The sequence below is a fragment of the Streptomyces sp. NPDC039424 genome, from assembly GCF_055639495.1.
In genome coordinates, this window is record NZ_JBVKAI010000003.1 from 530,251 (window position 1) to 544,483 (window position 14,233).

General features: G+C 71.4%; 9 protein-coding genes and 1 tRNA gene. 3 read left to right on the forward strand and 7 right to left on the reverse strand.

Annotated elements, in window-relative coordinates:
* The first annotated feature begins 16 nt into the window (after nucleotides 1–16).
* From ACZ7L0_RS10690 to ACZ7L0_RS10700, 3 genes are all read left to right on the forward strand, one after another.
* On the forward strand, nucleotides 17–1,459 hold the full coding sequence (locus ACZ7L0_RS10690; RefSeq protein WP_471242066.1) for an alkaline phosphatase PhoX: 1,443 nt from the start codon (nucleotides 17–19) through the stop codon (nucleotides 1,457–1,459).
* Nucleotides 1,460–1,517: 58 nt separating this feature from the next.
* Nucleotides 1,518–1,587: transfer RNA gene (locus tag ACZ7L0_RS10695), tRNA-Met, on the forward strand.
* A 359-nt stretch (nucleotides 1,588–1,946) separates the two neighbouring features.
* Nucleotides 1,947–3,545, forward strand: a complete 1,599-nt coding sequence (locus tag ACZ7L0_RS10700) for a TROVE domain-containing protein (RefSeq protein ID WP_471242067.1) — start codon at nucleotides 1,947–1,949, stop codon at nucleotides 3,543–3,545.
* Between the two features lie 57 nt (nucleotides 3,546–3,602).
* On the opposite strand, the gene ACZ7L0_RS10705 is transcribed toward ACZ7L0_RS10700, so the two are convergent.
* The 7 genes from ACZ7L0_RS10705 to ACZ7L0_RS10735 all read right to left on the reverse strand — a co-directional run bounded on the left by ACZ7L0_RS10705 (nucleotide 3,603) and on the right by ACZ7L0_RS10735 (nucleotide 14,155).
* Nucleotides 3,603–4,997 (reverse strand): TIR domain-containing protein, encoded by a 1,395-nt coding sequence (locus ACZ7L0_RS10705; protein WP_471242068.1) that lies wholly within the window; start codon nucleotides 4,995–4,997, stop codon nucleotides 3,603–3,605.
* Nucleotides 4,994–8,548 carry an FxSxx-COOH system tetratricopeptide repeat protein gene (gene fxsT, locus ACZ7L0_RS10710; RefSeq protein WP_471242069.1) on the reverse strand — a complete coding sequence of 1,185 codons (3,555 nt, stop codon included), beginning with the start codon at nucleotides 8,546–8,548 and terminating at the stop codon, nucleotides 4,994–4,996. The genes ACZ7L0_RS10705 and fxsT overlap by 4 nt, the downstream gene beginning before the upstream one ends.
* Before the next feature lie 105 nt (nucleotides 8,549–8,653).
* The gene (locus ACZ7L0_RS10715) at nucleotides 8,654–9,835 is read right to left on the reverse strand and encodes a TerD family protein (protein WP_471242070.1); all 1,182 of its coding nucleotides are present in this window, start codon (nucleotides 9,833–9,835) and stop codon (nucleotides 8,654–8,656) included.
* A gap of 156 nt (nucleotides 9,836–9,991) precedes the next feature.
* On the reverse strand, nucleotides 9,992–10,981 hold the full coding sequence (locus ACZ7L0_RS10720; protein ID WP_471242071.1) for a zinc-dependent alcohol dehydrogenase family protein: 990 nt from the start codon (nucleotides 10,979–10,981) through the stop codon (nucleotides 9,992–9,994).
* The gene (locus ACZ7L0_RS10725; protein WP_471242072.1) at nucleotides 10,978–11,844 is read right to left on the reverse strand and encodes a carbohydrate ABC transporter permease; all 867 of its coding nucleotides are present in this window, start codon (nucleotides 11,842–11,844) and stop codon (nucleotides 10,978–10,980) included. Before ACZ7L0_RS10725 ends, ACZ7L0_RS10720 begins: the two co-directional genes overlap by 4 nt.
* On the reverse strand, nucleotides 11,841–12,788 hold the full coding sequence (locus ACZ7L0_RS10730) for a carbohydrate ABC transporter permease (RefSeq protein ID WP_471242073.1): 948 nt from the start codon (nucleotides 12,786–12,788) through the stop codon (nucleotides 11,841–11,843). Before ACZ7L0_RS10730 ends, ACZ7L0_RS10725 begins: the two co-directional genes overlap by 4 nt.
* Nucleotides 12,785–14,155, reverse strand: coding sequence for an ABC transporter substrate-binding protein (locus ACZ7L0_RS10735; protein WP_471242074.1), 1,371 nt, complete (start codon nucleotides 14,153–14,155; stop codon nucleotides 12,785–12,787). The genes ACZ7L0_RS10730 and ACZ7L0_RS10735 overlap by 4 nt, the downstream gene beginning before the upstream one ends.
* Nucleotides 14,156–14,233 lie beyond the last annotated feature (78 nt).

The following is a 14,233-nucleotide window of genomic DNA, read 5'->3' on the forward strand; positions in this document are numbered from 1 at the left end:
CGTCACAGGAGACACCATGTCGCTCACCCGCAGGGACTTCGCCGCAAAATCCGCCCTCACCGGTGCCGGAGTCGCACTGGCGGGCAGCGTCGGCGCCCTCGCCACCGCCCCGGGCGCCCTCGCGTCCACGGAAACCGAGGGCGAGGGAACGGAATCGGCCGCCGCGCACGGCGGAGTCGGCTACGGTCCGCTGCTCCCCGACCCCGAGGGCCTCCTCGCGCTGCCCGCCGGCTTCAAGTACCGGGTCATCACCTACAGCGGGAAGACCACGCTGGACTCGGGTGAGTCCACCCCGTCCAACCATGACGGCACCGCCACCTTCTGCGGCCCGCGCGGCGCCACCCTCCTGGTCAACAACCACGAGCTCAAGGGCCCCCGCGCCAACTGGAAGTACCCGGTGCCGCTCACCGAGGGCCTCGTCTACGACCCCGCCGCCGCCGGTGGCTGCACGGTCGTCGAGGTCCGCCGCGACCACGTCGCCGAGTGGGTCGGCATCGCCGGTACCTCCACCAACTGCGCGGGCGGCAGCACCCCCTGGGACACCTGGCTGACCTGCGAGGAGACCGAGGACAAGGTCGGCCAGAACGGCATGACCAAGGACCACGGGTACGTCTTCGAGGTCGACCCGGAGGACCGCCGCGCCAACCGCGGCCCCAAGCCCATCAAGGCGCTCGGCCGCTACGCCCACGAGGCCGTCGTCGTCGACCCCAAGCGCGGCCACCTCTACCTCACCGAGGACGCCTCCGGCCCCAACGGCCTGCTCTACCGCTGGACCCCGCCGCAGGGCTTCCACCACGGCCGCGGCAGGCTGCGCACCCTCGCCGACGACGCGGGCGTGCTCCAGGCCTTCAAGTGCTTCGACTCCGGCGGCAAGTTCGTCGACGACCTCTCCCGGGCGACGAAGACCGGCACGGTCTACGGCGTGGACTGGGTGGACGTCCCGGACCGCGACGCCAAGGCCGTCTCCATCCGCAAGCAGTTCACCGACGGCCAGATCACCCGCGCCCGCAAGCTCGAGGGCATGTGGTGGGGCGACGGCGGCGCCTACATCGTGTCCTCCTTCGCCCGCGAGGAAAGCCCCGTCCAGCACGACGGCCAGGTCTGGTTCTACGACCCCAAGCGCCGCACGCTGACCCTGAAGGTCCTCCTCGGCGTGAACCCGGACCCGTCCGCCGACGGCGCCTTCGACGGCCCTGACAACATCACCGTCTCCCCCTACGGCGGCCTGGTCATCGCCGAGGACGGCGAGGGCGTCCAGCACCTGTTCGGCGCGACCGACAGCGGACGCACCTACCCCATCGCCCGCAACGAGCTCAACATCGGCACCGCGGAGAAGCCGGAATACAGCGAGTTCACCGGCGTCACCTTCTCGCCCGACGGCAGCACGCTGTTCGCCAACATCCAGGACCCCGGCATCATGCTCGCCATCACGGGGCCCTGGAAGCGCCAGCGCCGCTGACACCGCGCCGGAATTAATTCGCTCGCTCGACCCGCGGCCGTCCTCCTAAAGTGATGCACGTCCAGGTGCGAAGGCAGGACCTACTTCCACTCATAATGGGGCGGCCGCGGGTTCGAGTCCCGCCACCGGCACAACAGGCCGGTGTAGCTCAGGGGTTAGAGCACCATCGTCGGTTCCGCCGATCTCGATCTCTGGACACCGAAAACTTCATGCACCTCCCGGTGCGCAGGCTGCGGTTACTTCTTTTGCAACAAGAATCCACGCCGCCGCCGACTCGATCTCGGGAGGCGCAGCTCATGGTGGGTGCCCGGTGCGCAGGCAACGGGTACTTCGGGATCAGGTATGTTGCGGGTTCGAATCCCGTCGCCGGCCCAGGGCCGGTGTGGCGGAAATGGAAGACGCGCCTGATTATGTGCCGTCGCCGAACTCTGTCCTCGGGTGCCCTCCATTTGCTGCGCCTCTCCCCATGAATTCGGGGGAATTCATCATGGCGCGATTCAACACCAGGGCGGCCAAGGCGCAGCCGGTCTCGCGCGTCACCTCGACGGGACGCGTCCTGCGTACGTACGAGGGCGGTCGCGGCCGTGAGCGCGACGCACGCTCCGAGCTCTTTCTGCTCTCGGTATCCAACTTCGTCTCCCAGAACACCTTTTACGAGACCGCTGCCGACCGCGACGACCGGTTCGCCACGCTGGTGCGCGAGCTCGCCGTCACCGACCCGTCCTGGACGGCCGGCCTGCTCGGCTGGCTGCGCGGCGAGGGCAACATGCGCACCGCTTCGATCGTCGGTGCCGCCGAGTACGTGAAGGCGCGGCTGGCGGCGGGCGCGACCGACGGCCCGTCGAACCGTCAGGTCGTCGCCTCCGTACTCCAGCGCCCGGACGAGCCCGGCGAACTGCTCGCCTACTGGACCGCGGCCTACGGCCGTGCCCTTCCCAAGCCGGTCAAGCGCGGCGTCGCCGACGCCGTACGCCGCCTGTACCACGGCAAGTCGCTGCTGAAGTACGACACCGCCGCCAAGGGCTACCGCTTCGGCGACATCCTCAACCTGGTGCACGCGGCGCCGGACCCGGACAAGCCGTGGCAGGGCGAGCTGTTCGAGTACGCCCTCGACCGCCGGCACCACCCGGACACCGCCGTGCCGCCCCTGTCGAGCCCCGTACTCACCGCGCACCGCGAGCTGATGGCGCTGCCGGTCGAGCGGCGGCGGGCGGTCGTCACGGCACCCGACGGCGCCGAGCGGCTGGCGGCGGCGGGCCTGACCTGGGAGGCGCTGGCCGGCTGGCTCCAGGGCCCGATGGACAAGGCGGCCTGGGAGGCCGTGATCCCGTCCATGGGATCGATGGCGCTCGTGCGCAACCTGCGCAACTTCGACCAGGCCGGGGTCTCGGACGAGGTCGCGGCCCGGGTCGCGGCGAAGATCGCCGACCCGGCGGAGGTCGCGCGCTCGCGGCAGTTCCCCTCCCGGTACCTGGCCGCGTACCGGCACGCGCCCTCGCTGCGCTGGTCCTACCCGCTGGAGCGGGCGCTCGGCCACTCGCTGGCCAACGTGCCCGCGCTGCCCGGCCGGACGCTGGTGCTCGTGGACCGCTCGGGCTCGATGTTCTACTCCCGGGTGTCCGACCGCTCGCAGCTCACCCGGGCCGACGCGGCGGCGGTCTTCGGCACGGCGCTCGCGCTGCGGGCGGCGGACGCCGACCTCGTCGAGTTCGGGACCACCAGCCGGCGCGTGAGGTTCACCGAGGGCGAGTCGGTGCTGAAGATCCTGGGCCGCTTCGGCAACCTGGGCGGCACCGACACCACCGCGGCGGTACGCGCGCACTACCGCAAGCACGACCGGGTGCTGATCGTCACCGACGAGCAGTACGCCTACAACCACCACGGCGACCCGACCGAGCAGGTCCCGGCCCACATCCCGGTCTACACCTGGAACCTGGAGGGCTACCGGGCCGGCCACGGCCCGTCGGGCAAGGCGAACCGGCACACCTTCGGCGGGCTTTCGGACGCGGCGTTCCGGATGGTCTCGTTGCTCGAGCGCGGTCGTGACGGACTCTGGCCATGGCTCGAGCGCACGGGCACGAGCTGACCAACAGGTCGCAGCGGCAACGCATGCCGTGAGGCCCGGAGCCGGTGGGCTCGGGGCTCATTCCTCCGGCCGGGGTTTGAGATCGTCGACGAGCCGGCGCACCTGAACGGCCTCGGGGCTGCCCGCGTCGAGGGCTTCCAGGGCCAGGGCGAGGCGTTCGTAGCCGTCGTCGGGCAGCTTGCGGCAGGCGCGTACGACGGCGAGGGCCCAGGGGTGCGTGGGCAGTGTGGGGGTCGGCTCGTGGGCGGGGTCCAGGCCGGTGAGCTCGAACCAGTAGCTGCGGACGTCGCGGTCGCGCACGGGCGACGCGAGGGAGAGGTTGAAGGCCAGCTCGGTCTCGAAGGGGCTGACGGCGTTGGAGGGGAACGGGACCTTCTTCTGCGGGACGGCCGCGGGCGCAGGCGCCGGTGACTCGACGGCGCTCAGAAGGGTCTCCCGCAGGCTGCTCGCGTCGACGCGGGGGTCGAGCACCTTGCCGGTGCTCGGGAGCAGCACGGCTGGGAGGGCATCGTCGACCTCGTCGAGGAACAGGGGCACGAGCCGTGACAGGTCGGCAGCGAGATCCGGATCCGCGTACGCGGCTTCGAGGGTGGCCCGGTCGAGGTTGCCGGAGGCGAGACTGCTCCGGGATACCAGCACCACGACCCGGTGCGCCCGGCGCAGGGCGACTCTCAGGCGCTCGACGCGGCCGCTGTCCGCGCCGCCCGGCGGGAAGACGTCGACGCTGCCGAGCGGGCTCAGATGCGTGTACACCCAGTCGCCCCACTGCTCGTCCTTCTGGTCGTACGCGATCACGTAACGGACCGGGAGATCGGACTCCGGGCCGAACGGCGGGCGCAGCCGTGTGGTCTCGCCGACCTCGATGGGCGCGAGGGGGGCCTTGCGGGCCTTGGCGATGATGCCGGCGACTTCCCGGACGATGCCGCGGTACTCCGCCGACTCGGGTTCCTCGGACCGGCGGGGCACCAACTCCACGAGGCCGTGCTTCTCGTAGGTGGTGTCCGGGCCGCGCCGCACGTACTGGAAGGCGTTGACCACGTCCGGCCAGTTCTCGTCGTCGTCGCCCGTCTGCCAGAGCACCCCGACGAGGCAGGGGATCTCACCGCCGTCCTTGCGGTAGCGCTTGACACGCTCGGCGAACACGGTCCACTCGCGGGCGCACCAGTGGCTCCTGAAATAGCTCGGGGAGTACAGGACCAGCATGGCCCTGGTCGTGCATACGCCGTTGCGGACGACGCGGTCCTCCCAGAGCTCCCCGGGCCTGATGCTGGCTATGTCCAGGAAGCCGTCACCCGGGATCTGCTTCCCCATGATCCCTTTGACCTTCAGCTCCACCGCCTTGTGGAAGCGCTTGATCAGCTCGAAGTTGGCCTCGTCGTCCGAGTAGCCGGTGAAGAACAGGGGCGGCAGGTTCGGCGCGCCCGCCGCGGCAGGTGGCGGAGGAACGCTCATCGTGTCTCCTGGCGGCCCTCGATCTGGCCCACCAGGCGGCGGACTTCCGCCACCGCGAAGCTGTCCGGCTCCAACATTTCCAGGGCCTGCGCGAGCCGGGCCAGCCCTTCCGGTCTGGATCTCACGACGCGTACCGCCTCGTACAGCGTCGTACGCAGCGACATCCCGCTCTGAGCGAGACGCGGCGGCACGTCGATCAGTTGGAGCCAGTGATGCAGGCCGTCCCTGGGCTGCAGGGAGACCGAACGCTCCAAGGCGTTGACCAGGCGGCGGATCAGCAGGTCCTCGCCGCCGGCCGACACGGAAGCTCCGGGGAAGGCGGGGCCGAGGCTCTCGGGGGACGGACCGGCGAGGACGAAGTGCAGCAGGTCGCGGGCCGCGTCGGCGTCGAGGTCGCTCAGAGCCGGGGTCACCGACTCACGCAGCGCGCGCGGCAGCCGGCCGGACTCGACGGGCTCCACGAACAACGGGACGAAGCGCCCGCCGAGCGTCTCGTCCTTCGCCAGTGCCGCCCATTCCGACGAGATCCTCGACCTGGCGGCCATCGCGTCGAGGTAGGCGGGAGAGACCAGGACGAGAACGAGGTCGCACTCCGGCCAGGTGGTACGTCCGAGGGGGCCGTCCGTCACCAGTGTCACGTCATGGCCCAGCTCCTGGAGCTCGTAGCGCACCCAGTCGGCCCAGCGGCGGTCCCGTCCCGCATGGCTGATGAGTACGTTCCTTCGGCCCGAGGTGGAGTCCGGGGCCCGTCCCGCGAGTGGCTCGGCCGCCCGGCTCGGGGGGAAGCGGCGGGGCAGCTCCGGCTCGGGGTCGTCGGTGGTCGTCGCGGTGCGGGCGTCGAGGAGCCGCGCGAGGATCCCGTCCTCGTCGAGCGCGGGGACCACACCGGGCGGGAGGAGGTCCAGGTACCGCTGCGCCATGGCCTCCTGACCGGTGCGCAGCAGGCAGGAGGCCAGCAGCAGCATGGTGTTCACGGTGTCGGCGTGGCCGGGCCCGAGCACCGCCCGCTGCAGGGCCCCGACGGCCGTCGCCCGGCTCAGCGCGGCTTCGTAGTCGTGCAGACCGAAGTACAGACCGGCCAGGAGCGCGGCGGTCCGCAGGGTCGCGGGCTCGCCCGCCCCGAGGGTGCGCTGCTGCCAGGAGAGGAGCTGCTCGGCGAGCGGCGCGGCCTGTTCCGGCCGGCCCAGCCCGGTCAGTACCGCGACCAGCTCCGCGAGGGTTCGCATGGTGTCGGCGTGGTCCGGACCGAGGATCCGCCGCTGGCGTTCGAGCAGTTCCCGCAACAGGACAAGGGCCTCATCGCGGCGTCCGGTCCGGTTCAGCAGCGCGGCCAGCGGGAGGACCGCCCGCAAAGCGGCCGGATCGTCCGGGCCGAGGCTGCGGCTGAGCCGGAACACGAGGTCTTCGCGCAGGTCCCTGGCGCGTTCCAGGTCGCCGACTGCCACGTACAGGTCGGCCAGGCGCGCGACGGTGCGCAGCGTGCCCGAGTGCTCCACGCCGATGACGCGTCGCTGCCGGTCGAGGGTGTCCTCGCCCAGCGCGCAACCTTCCTCCGGTCTGCCCTGGGTGCGCAGCACCGGGAGCAGGTCGGCGGAGAGCGCCAGCGTGCTCGGATGGTCCGGGCCGAGGACCTTCCGGAGCCGGGCCCGGGTGGACATGCCGAGTTCGAGGGCCTCCCGCGGTTCGCCCGACGCGGCGAGCAGCACCGCGAGTCGGGCGGCCGTCCCCAGTGCCAGCGGATCGTCTTCGCCGAAGGTGCGACGTTCCCAGTCGAGGAGCGTTTCGGTGAGCGACCGGGCGGCCGCGGAGTCTCCGGTCACCCGCAGGCCCTCGGCCAGCAACGCCGTCACCTGCATCGTGCCCGGACTGTCCGGACCGAGCCGGGTGATGGAGGCCGCGCGCAGCTCGGTGAGCCGGGCTACGGCGGTGGTCGCCGATTCGCCGTTCTCCAGGAGGCGCGCGCACCCCGTACAGGCCGCCTCGATGCCTTCCCGCCGGGTCAGGTCCTGCGGTGCGACGGCCAGCAGGTGGGTCTGCAGGTGGGCCTCGTCCTCCGGCGTCGGCGGGGACGCGAGGGCCGACACCAGCAGGGCCTGGGCACCGAGCGCGGCCGTCGCGCGCTCCTTCCTGGAGAGCTGGGCACGCAGCGCGGAGTGGACGGCGGGATGGATGCGCAGGGTGCCGTCGAGGGTCTCGGCGAGGCTGTGCTCACCGATGGCCCGCAGGGCGGACGCTCTCACCTCGGGCTCGCGCAGCAGCCGGGCCATGGCCCGCGGGGTCCAGTCGGGAGCGATCACACAGCTGCGCAGGGGGAACGGCCGCGGCGCGAGCAGGCTACAGGCCGTCAACAGCGCGGCGGCTTCGGGCCGTTGCTCGGCCAACCGGTCGAGGGCGAGGCGGAGGGTGTGCTCCAGGGCGTCGGACGAGCCTTCGTGGGTGCCCTGCGCGGAGATCGCTCCGCGGTAGGCGTTGACGTTGACCCCGCTGCTGATGGCGCCGGCCGCCTGGACCATGGCCAGGGGCATCTCTCCCAGGTCGGCGGCCACTTCGGCGGCGTCGGACGCGCTGAGCGAGGGCGCCAGCGAGCGCAGCAGCGCGGACGACTCGTCGCGGCTGAGCGGGCCGACCTCGATCGGTTCCGCGTAGTGGAGCCAGCCGGGGTGGCGGGAGGTGGCCAGGATCTGACCGGAGTCGATGTCCCGCAGCGCTTGGGGGAGCGACTCCTCCGGATCGGTGGCGTCGTCGAAGACCAGCAGCCAGCGGCCGCGCGTGCGCAGCTCGGCGGCGAGGGCCCGGACCGCCTCCGCCGGACGCGGGTCGGGGCCGACGGCGCCCGTGCGGACCGCGAGCTCGGCGAGCTGGGCGGTCACGGGGCCACGGGTCGGCCCGACCCACCAGACCAGTTCGTACTCGCCGGCGAAACGGTGGGCGTACTCGACGGCCAGCTGTGTCTTTCCCATCCCGCCGGCACCGGTGAGGACCACGCCGGAGCGCTCGGTGAGTGCCGACCGCATCTGCCTCAGCAGATCGACTCGGCCGATGAAATGGTCGTAACGCTCGGGCACGTTCCAGACCCGGGGCAGGCTGCCCGGGAGCCGGGGGCTGGTCGCTCCCAGGCGGCGCAGCCGGCCGCCGACCGGCGGACGCCTCGGGGCGACGGCGCGCAGGAGCGCGTCGCGCGCGGCCTGTTCGTCGAGGCCGGTGAGGCGTACGGCCCGGCGCTCGCGGAGGTCGCCGAGTGTGTCCGGGAACGGGCCGTCGTCGATGAGGACGGGCAGGAGGACGGCTTCCGCGGCCTGGGCGGCCTCCCGCTCCAGCCGGGCGTACCGGCTGTCCCCGTAGGCCGGCGAGACGAGCGCCAGCATCTGCCGGGTGGCGCGCGCGGCGGCGGTGATCTCGGCCGCCCAGTCGCCGCCCGGGGTGAGGTCCCAGACGTCCAGCCACGCCTCGTGACCGGCGTCCCGCAGCTGCCAGGCCACCCACTCCGCCCAGGGCTGGTCGGATCTCGCGTAGCTGATGAACCACTGGCACGCCTCGCCGTCAACGGCCATACGCCCGCCCCCCGTTCACGTTCTGGACAGGAGGTTACGGCGTCCGGGGCGCCTGTGGAACACACTTCGACGGTGATGGCGCCCCGGTACCCGGCGGGCCCCGCCCTACAGCGCCCCGGCGCCCGGCTGCACCATGTTCCGTACCGTCCGGGCCTTGACGAAGTCGCCCAGGGCGGTCATGTCCCACTCGCCGGAGAACTGGCGGACGAGCTTGGCCATCATCACGCCGGTCTGGGGTTCGGCGCTGGTGAGGTCGAAGCGGACCAGCTCCTCGCCGGTCGTGGCGTCCAGGAGGCGGCAGTAGGCCTTGGCGACCTCGGTGAACTTCTGGCCGGAGAAGGAGTTCACGGTGAAGACCAGACCGGTGACCTCCTGGGGGAGGCGGCCGAGGTCGACGGTGATCACCTCGTCGTCGCCGCCGCCCTCGCCGGTGAGGTTGTCGCCGGAGTGCTTCACGGCGCCGCCGAGGATCTTGAGCTTGCCGAAGTAGCAGCTGTCGATGTGGTTGCGCTGCGGGCCGTAGGCGATGACCGACGCGTCCAGGTCGATGTCCTTGCCGCGGAACGCCGGTTCCCAGCCGAGGCCCATCTTGACCTGCGACAGCAGCGGGCTGCCGCCCTTGACGAGGGACACGGTCTGGTTCTTCTGCAGGCTGACCCGGCCCTTGTCGAGGTTGACCTTCCCGGCGCCGGGGGCGGGCGGCGCGGGCGGAGCCGGGGGAGCGGCGGGCATCGGGGGAGCGGTGACCGGCGCGGCGGGAGGGGCGGCCGGCTGCGCGGCTGGTGCCGGGGCCGGTTCCTCCACCGTCACGCCGAAGTCGGTGGCGATGCCCGCGAGCCCGTTGGCGTACCCCTGGCCGACCGCGCGGGCCTTCCACTGGCCGCCCCGCAGATAGATCTCCACGACCACCAGCGCCGTCTCGGTGCCCAGCTGCGGCGGCGTGAAGGTGGCCAGGGCGGAGCCGTCGTCCGCGTCGCGGATGGTCGCCGTGGGTTCGATGCCCTGGAAGGTCTGCCCGGCGGCGTCCGGGCTCGCCGTGACGACGATCTTCTCGATGCCGGGCGGCACGGCGGCGGTGTCGACGATGATCGCGTCGGGTGCCGCGCCACCGCCCGACCGGTAGGTCACGCCCGGTCCGCTGGGCTGGTTGTAGAAGATGAAGTCGTCGTCGGAGCGCACCTTGCCGTCAGCGGTCAGCAGCAGGCCCGACACGTCGAGCCGCACCGGCGCGGCGACGTCCACCGCCACGCGGGAGGCGGACAGAGGGATGTTCGAGCCAGGGGTCATAGCTGTCATGCCGGGTGAACGAGCGAGGGCGCTTTACCGTTCCCTTACCCGACGCCCGTACGGGGGGAGGGGGTCCGCAGAGGGCCGTCGGGCCGACGGGTCTCGCCCCCCCCCCCCGCGGCCCCGTCGCCCCCGCGGCTCCCGCCGCCCCCGCGCCTACGGCACCACCACGATCTTCCGCCCCACCCCCGCCGCGAACTGCTCCAGCGCCTGCGGGTAGCGCTCCAGCGGGATCCGGTCGCTGATGAAGACCTCCGGGTCCAGTACCCCGTTCGCGAACAGCTCGGCCGCGCGTTCGAAGCTGTGCAGGACGGCCATGGAGCCGGTGATGGTGATCTCCTGGTTGTAGATCCGGTACGGGTCGATGGTCACCCGCGTCGCGTAGTCGGCCACCCCGAACTGCAGGAACGTCCCCGCCTTCGCCACCCGGTCCAGGCCGTCCTGGATCGCCGCCGCGTTGCCGGTCGCGTCGACGACCAGGTCCCAGCCCCGGGGGCGGTCGAGTTCGTCGGCGTTCCCGGCGGTCGCCGACACCCCCAGCCGCCGCGCCGTCTCCAGCCGCGCCGGGTTGACGTCCACCACGTCCACGCTCGCCGCGCCCGTGCGCTTGGCGAGCTCCAGCATCATCAGGCCCATGGTTCCGGAGCCGTAGATCAGCACATGGGCGCCCAGGCGCGACCGCAGTACGTCGTAGCCGCGCACCGCGCAGGACAGGGGCTCCACCAGGGCCGCGTCCTGGGTGCGGATGTGCTCGGGGAGCTTCACGCAGTTGGCCACCGGTGCCACCGCGTACTGCGCTGCCCCGCCCGCCGTGGTCACGCCGATAGCGGCCCACCGCTCGCAGAGGTTGTTGTGGCCGGTGCGGCAGTACCGGCACTCGTGGCAGTACAGGGAGGGGTCCACCGCCACCCGGTCGCCGACCGCCAGCTCCGTGACCTGAGTGCCCACCCCGACCACCTCGCCCGCGAACTCGTGCCCGGGGACGATGGGGAGTTTGGGCGCGAACTCGCCCTGGAGGATGTGCAGGTCGGTGCCGCACAGCCCGCAGGCGGCGACCTCGACGACGACCTCGCGGGGGCCGGGCGTGGGGTCCGGGACCTCGGTGACGACGGCGCGGCCCACGGACTCGATGACGGCGGCCTTCATTTCACGGCTCCCAACGACAGGCCCTGGACCAGCTTGTCCTGGGCGGCGAACCCCGCGGCGAGCACCGGCAGGGAGATGACGAGCGAGGCGGCGCACACCTTGGCCAGGAACAGGCCCTGGCTGGTGATGAAGCCGGTCAGGAAGACGGGGGCGGTCTCGGCCACCACGCCGGTGAGCACCCGGGCGAAGAGCAGTTCGTTCCAGCTGAAGATGAAGCAGATCAGGGCTGTCGCGGCGATGCCGGGCAGCGCGATGGGGGCGACCACGCGCCCCAGGATCGTCGGCAGTCTCGCGCCGTCGATCTGAGCCGCCTCGATGATCGCGACCGGCACCTCGGAGAGGAAGGACTGCATCATCCACACCGCGATCGGCAGGTTCATGGCCGTGTAGAGGATGACCAGCGCCCAGATGTTGTCGAGCAGACCGGAGTTCTTGGCGAACAGGTAGATCGGCAGCAGCCCCGCCACCAGCGGCAGCATCTTGGTCGACAGGAAGAAGAACAGGACGTCGGTCCACTTCCGCACCGGCCGGATGGACAACGCGTACGCGGCGGGCAGCGCGAGCAGCAGCGTCAGCAGGGTGGAGGCCACCGAGGCCGTCGTCGAGTTGATCAGCGCGGGCCAGGGGGAGGCGCCCCCGCCCAGGCCGAAGAACTCGCGGTAGCTGTCCAGAGTGAGCGAGGCGGCGAGGGAGGGCGGGTTGGTCGCCGCGTCCGCCTCCGAGTGGAAGGAGGTCAGGACCATCCAGAGGATGGGCAGGACGAACAGCAGGCCGGCCAGCCAGGCGGCGACCGCCAGGGCGGCCCCCCGGAGCCGGCCGCCGGAGCGGATCCGCCGCGGGGCGGGGGTGGTGGTCGTGGTCATCCGCGGGACACCTCCTCACGGAACAGGGACGAGACGACGCGCAGGGCGAAGGTCGCCAGGACGATCGAGCCGATGACGACGACGACCCCGGCCGCGGAGGCGAGTCCGTTCTCATGCGCCTGGTAGAAGGTCTGGTAGATGGTGTAGGGCAGGTTCGCGGTCCCCAGGCCGCCGGAGGTGATGGTGTACACCGCGTCGAAGTTCTGCACGACGTAGATCGAGCCGAGCAGCACGCCCAGTTCGAGGTAGCGGCGCATGTGCGGCAGCGTGATGTGCACGAACACCTGCCAGTCGCCGGCGCCGTCCATGCGGGCCGCCTCGACCAGTTCCGGGTCGCGGCTCTGCAGCCCGGCCAGCAGGATCAGCATCATGAACGGGGTCCACTGCCAGATCAGTGATGCCTCGACCGCCGTCAGCGGCATCTCGGAGATCCAGTCCGGCTGGGGCGCCCCGTCCCCTCCGATCCAGTGCAGGACGCCGTTGAACAGGCCGTACTCGGGGTTGAACAGCACGTGCTTCCACAGCAGCGCGGCGGCGATCGGCACCAGCAGGAAGGGCGCGATCAGCATCGTGCGGACGGCGGCCCGGCCGCGGAAGCGGCGGTCCAGCAAAAGCGCCAGCATCAGTCCGAGCACCAGGCTGACCAGCACCACCGTGACGGTCAGCAGGACGGTCGTCCACACCGACCTGCGCAGCTCCGGTGTGCTCAGGACCTCGGAGTAGTTGGCGAAACCGGCGAAGTGGCGGTCGTCCGGGTACAGCGCGTTCCAGTCGAAGAACGAGATGACCAGGGTCGCCACGAAGGGCAGCTGCGTCACGACGACCATGAAGATCAGCGCGGGCAGCAGGGGGGCGCGGGTGGCCCACGCGCGCACGCGGTTCGGTGGCCGGGTGGCCGGCCGCGCGGTGGCGGCGACCCGGGCGGGGGGAGTCGTGACGGTCATGATCCCTCGTACTTCTTGGCCACGGTCTCGGCGAACCGCTGCGACTTCCGCAGAGCGCTGTCCACGGACTGCCGTCCGGCGATGGCGGAGCTGATCTCCTGGGAGACCTTGGTGCCCAGGTCGGTGAACTCGGGGATGCCGACGAACTGGATGCCGGGCGCGGGCCGGGGCTGCACGCCCGGGTCGTCGGGCTTGGCGCTCGCGATGGCGTCCCGGGTGACGTCCGCGAAGGCCGCCGCCTCCTTGCGGTACTCCGGGATCTCGTAGGTCGACGCACGCTTGCCGGCCGGCACGTTGGCCCAGCCGATCTTCCCGCCGACGAGCTTCTCGTAGTCCTTGCCGGAGGCCCACGAGATGAACTTCCAGGCGTTCTCGGCGTTCTTGGACGCCTTCTGGACGCCCCACGCCCAGGTGTAGAGCCAGCCGGAACTCGCGGTCTTCTCGACCGGCGCCGGGACGTAGCCGATCTTGCCCTTGACCGGGGAGCCGTCGGCCTCCAGGGAGCCGGCACCGGCCGTGGCGTCGTACCACATGGCCGTCTTGCCCTGGGTCATGTTGTTCAGGCACTCGGCGTAGCCGGACTGCGCGGCGCCCGCCTCGCCGTGCTCCCGGACGAGGTCCACGTAGAACCGCGTGGCCTCCTCGAACTCCTTGGAGTCCAGCCGCGCCTTCCAGTCCTTGTCGAACCAGGTGCCGCCGAAGGTGTTGACGACCGTGGTGAGCGGGGCCATCACCTCGCCCCAGCCGGGCAGGCCGCGCAGGCAGATGCCCTTCATGCCGGACTCGGCGCCGTCCACCTTGCCGGCGAGGTCGGCGACCTGCTTCCAGGTGGGCTTGGCGGGCATGCTCAGACCCTTCTTCTCGAGGACGTCCTTGCGGTACATCAGGAAGGAGGACTCGCCGTAGAAGGGCTCGCCGTAGAGCTTGCCGTCCTTGGCGGTGAGGGCCTGCGTCATCGGGCGGAGGATGTCGGCCTGGTCGAAGGCGGTGTCGCCCTTGACGTACGAGTCCAGGGGGTGCAGCCACCCGTTCTTGGCGTAGATCGGGATCTCGTAGTTGCTGAGCGTGGCGACGTCGTACTGGCCCGCCTGGTTGGCGAAGTCCTGGCTGATCTTGTCTCTGACGTCGTTCTCCGGGAGGACGGTGAAGTTCACCTTGATCCCGGTGTCCTTGGTGAAGTGGCCGGCGGTGAGCTTCTGCAGCTCCACCATCTGCGGGTTGTTGACCATCAGGACGTTGATGGAGTCGCCTCCGGCGGATCCGGACCCGCCGGCGCCCGAACAGGAGGTGAGCAGCGGGGTGATCAGCGTCCCTGCGGCGGCCACGGCGATCAGGGTGCGGGGCGCCCGTCGGCTCTGGGTTCGCATGTGTTGCTCCTGGATTTATGCGGATAAAGGGGACTGTTGTGGGTGTGCGGTGCCCTCAGGAGGGCGGGCCGGCCCGGG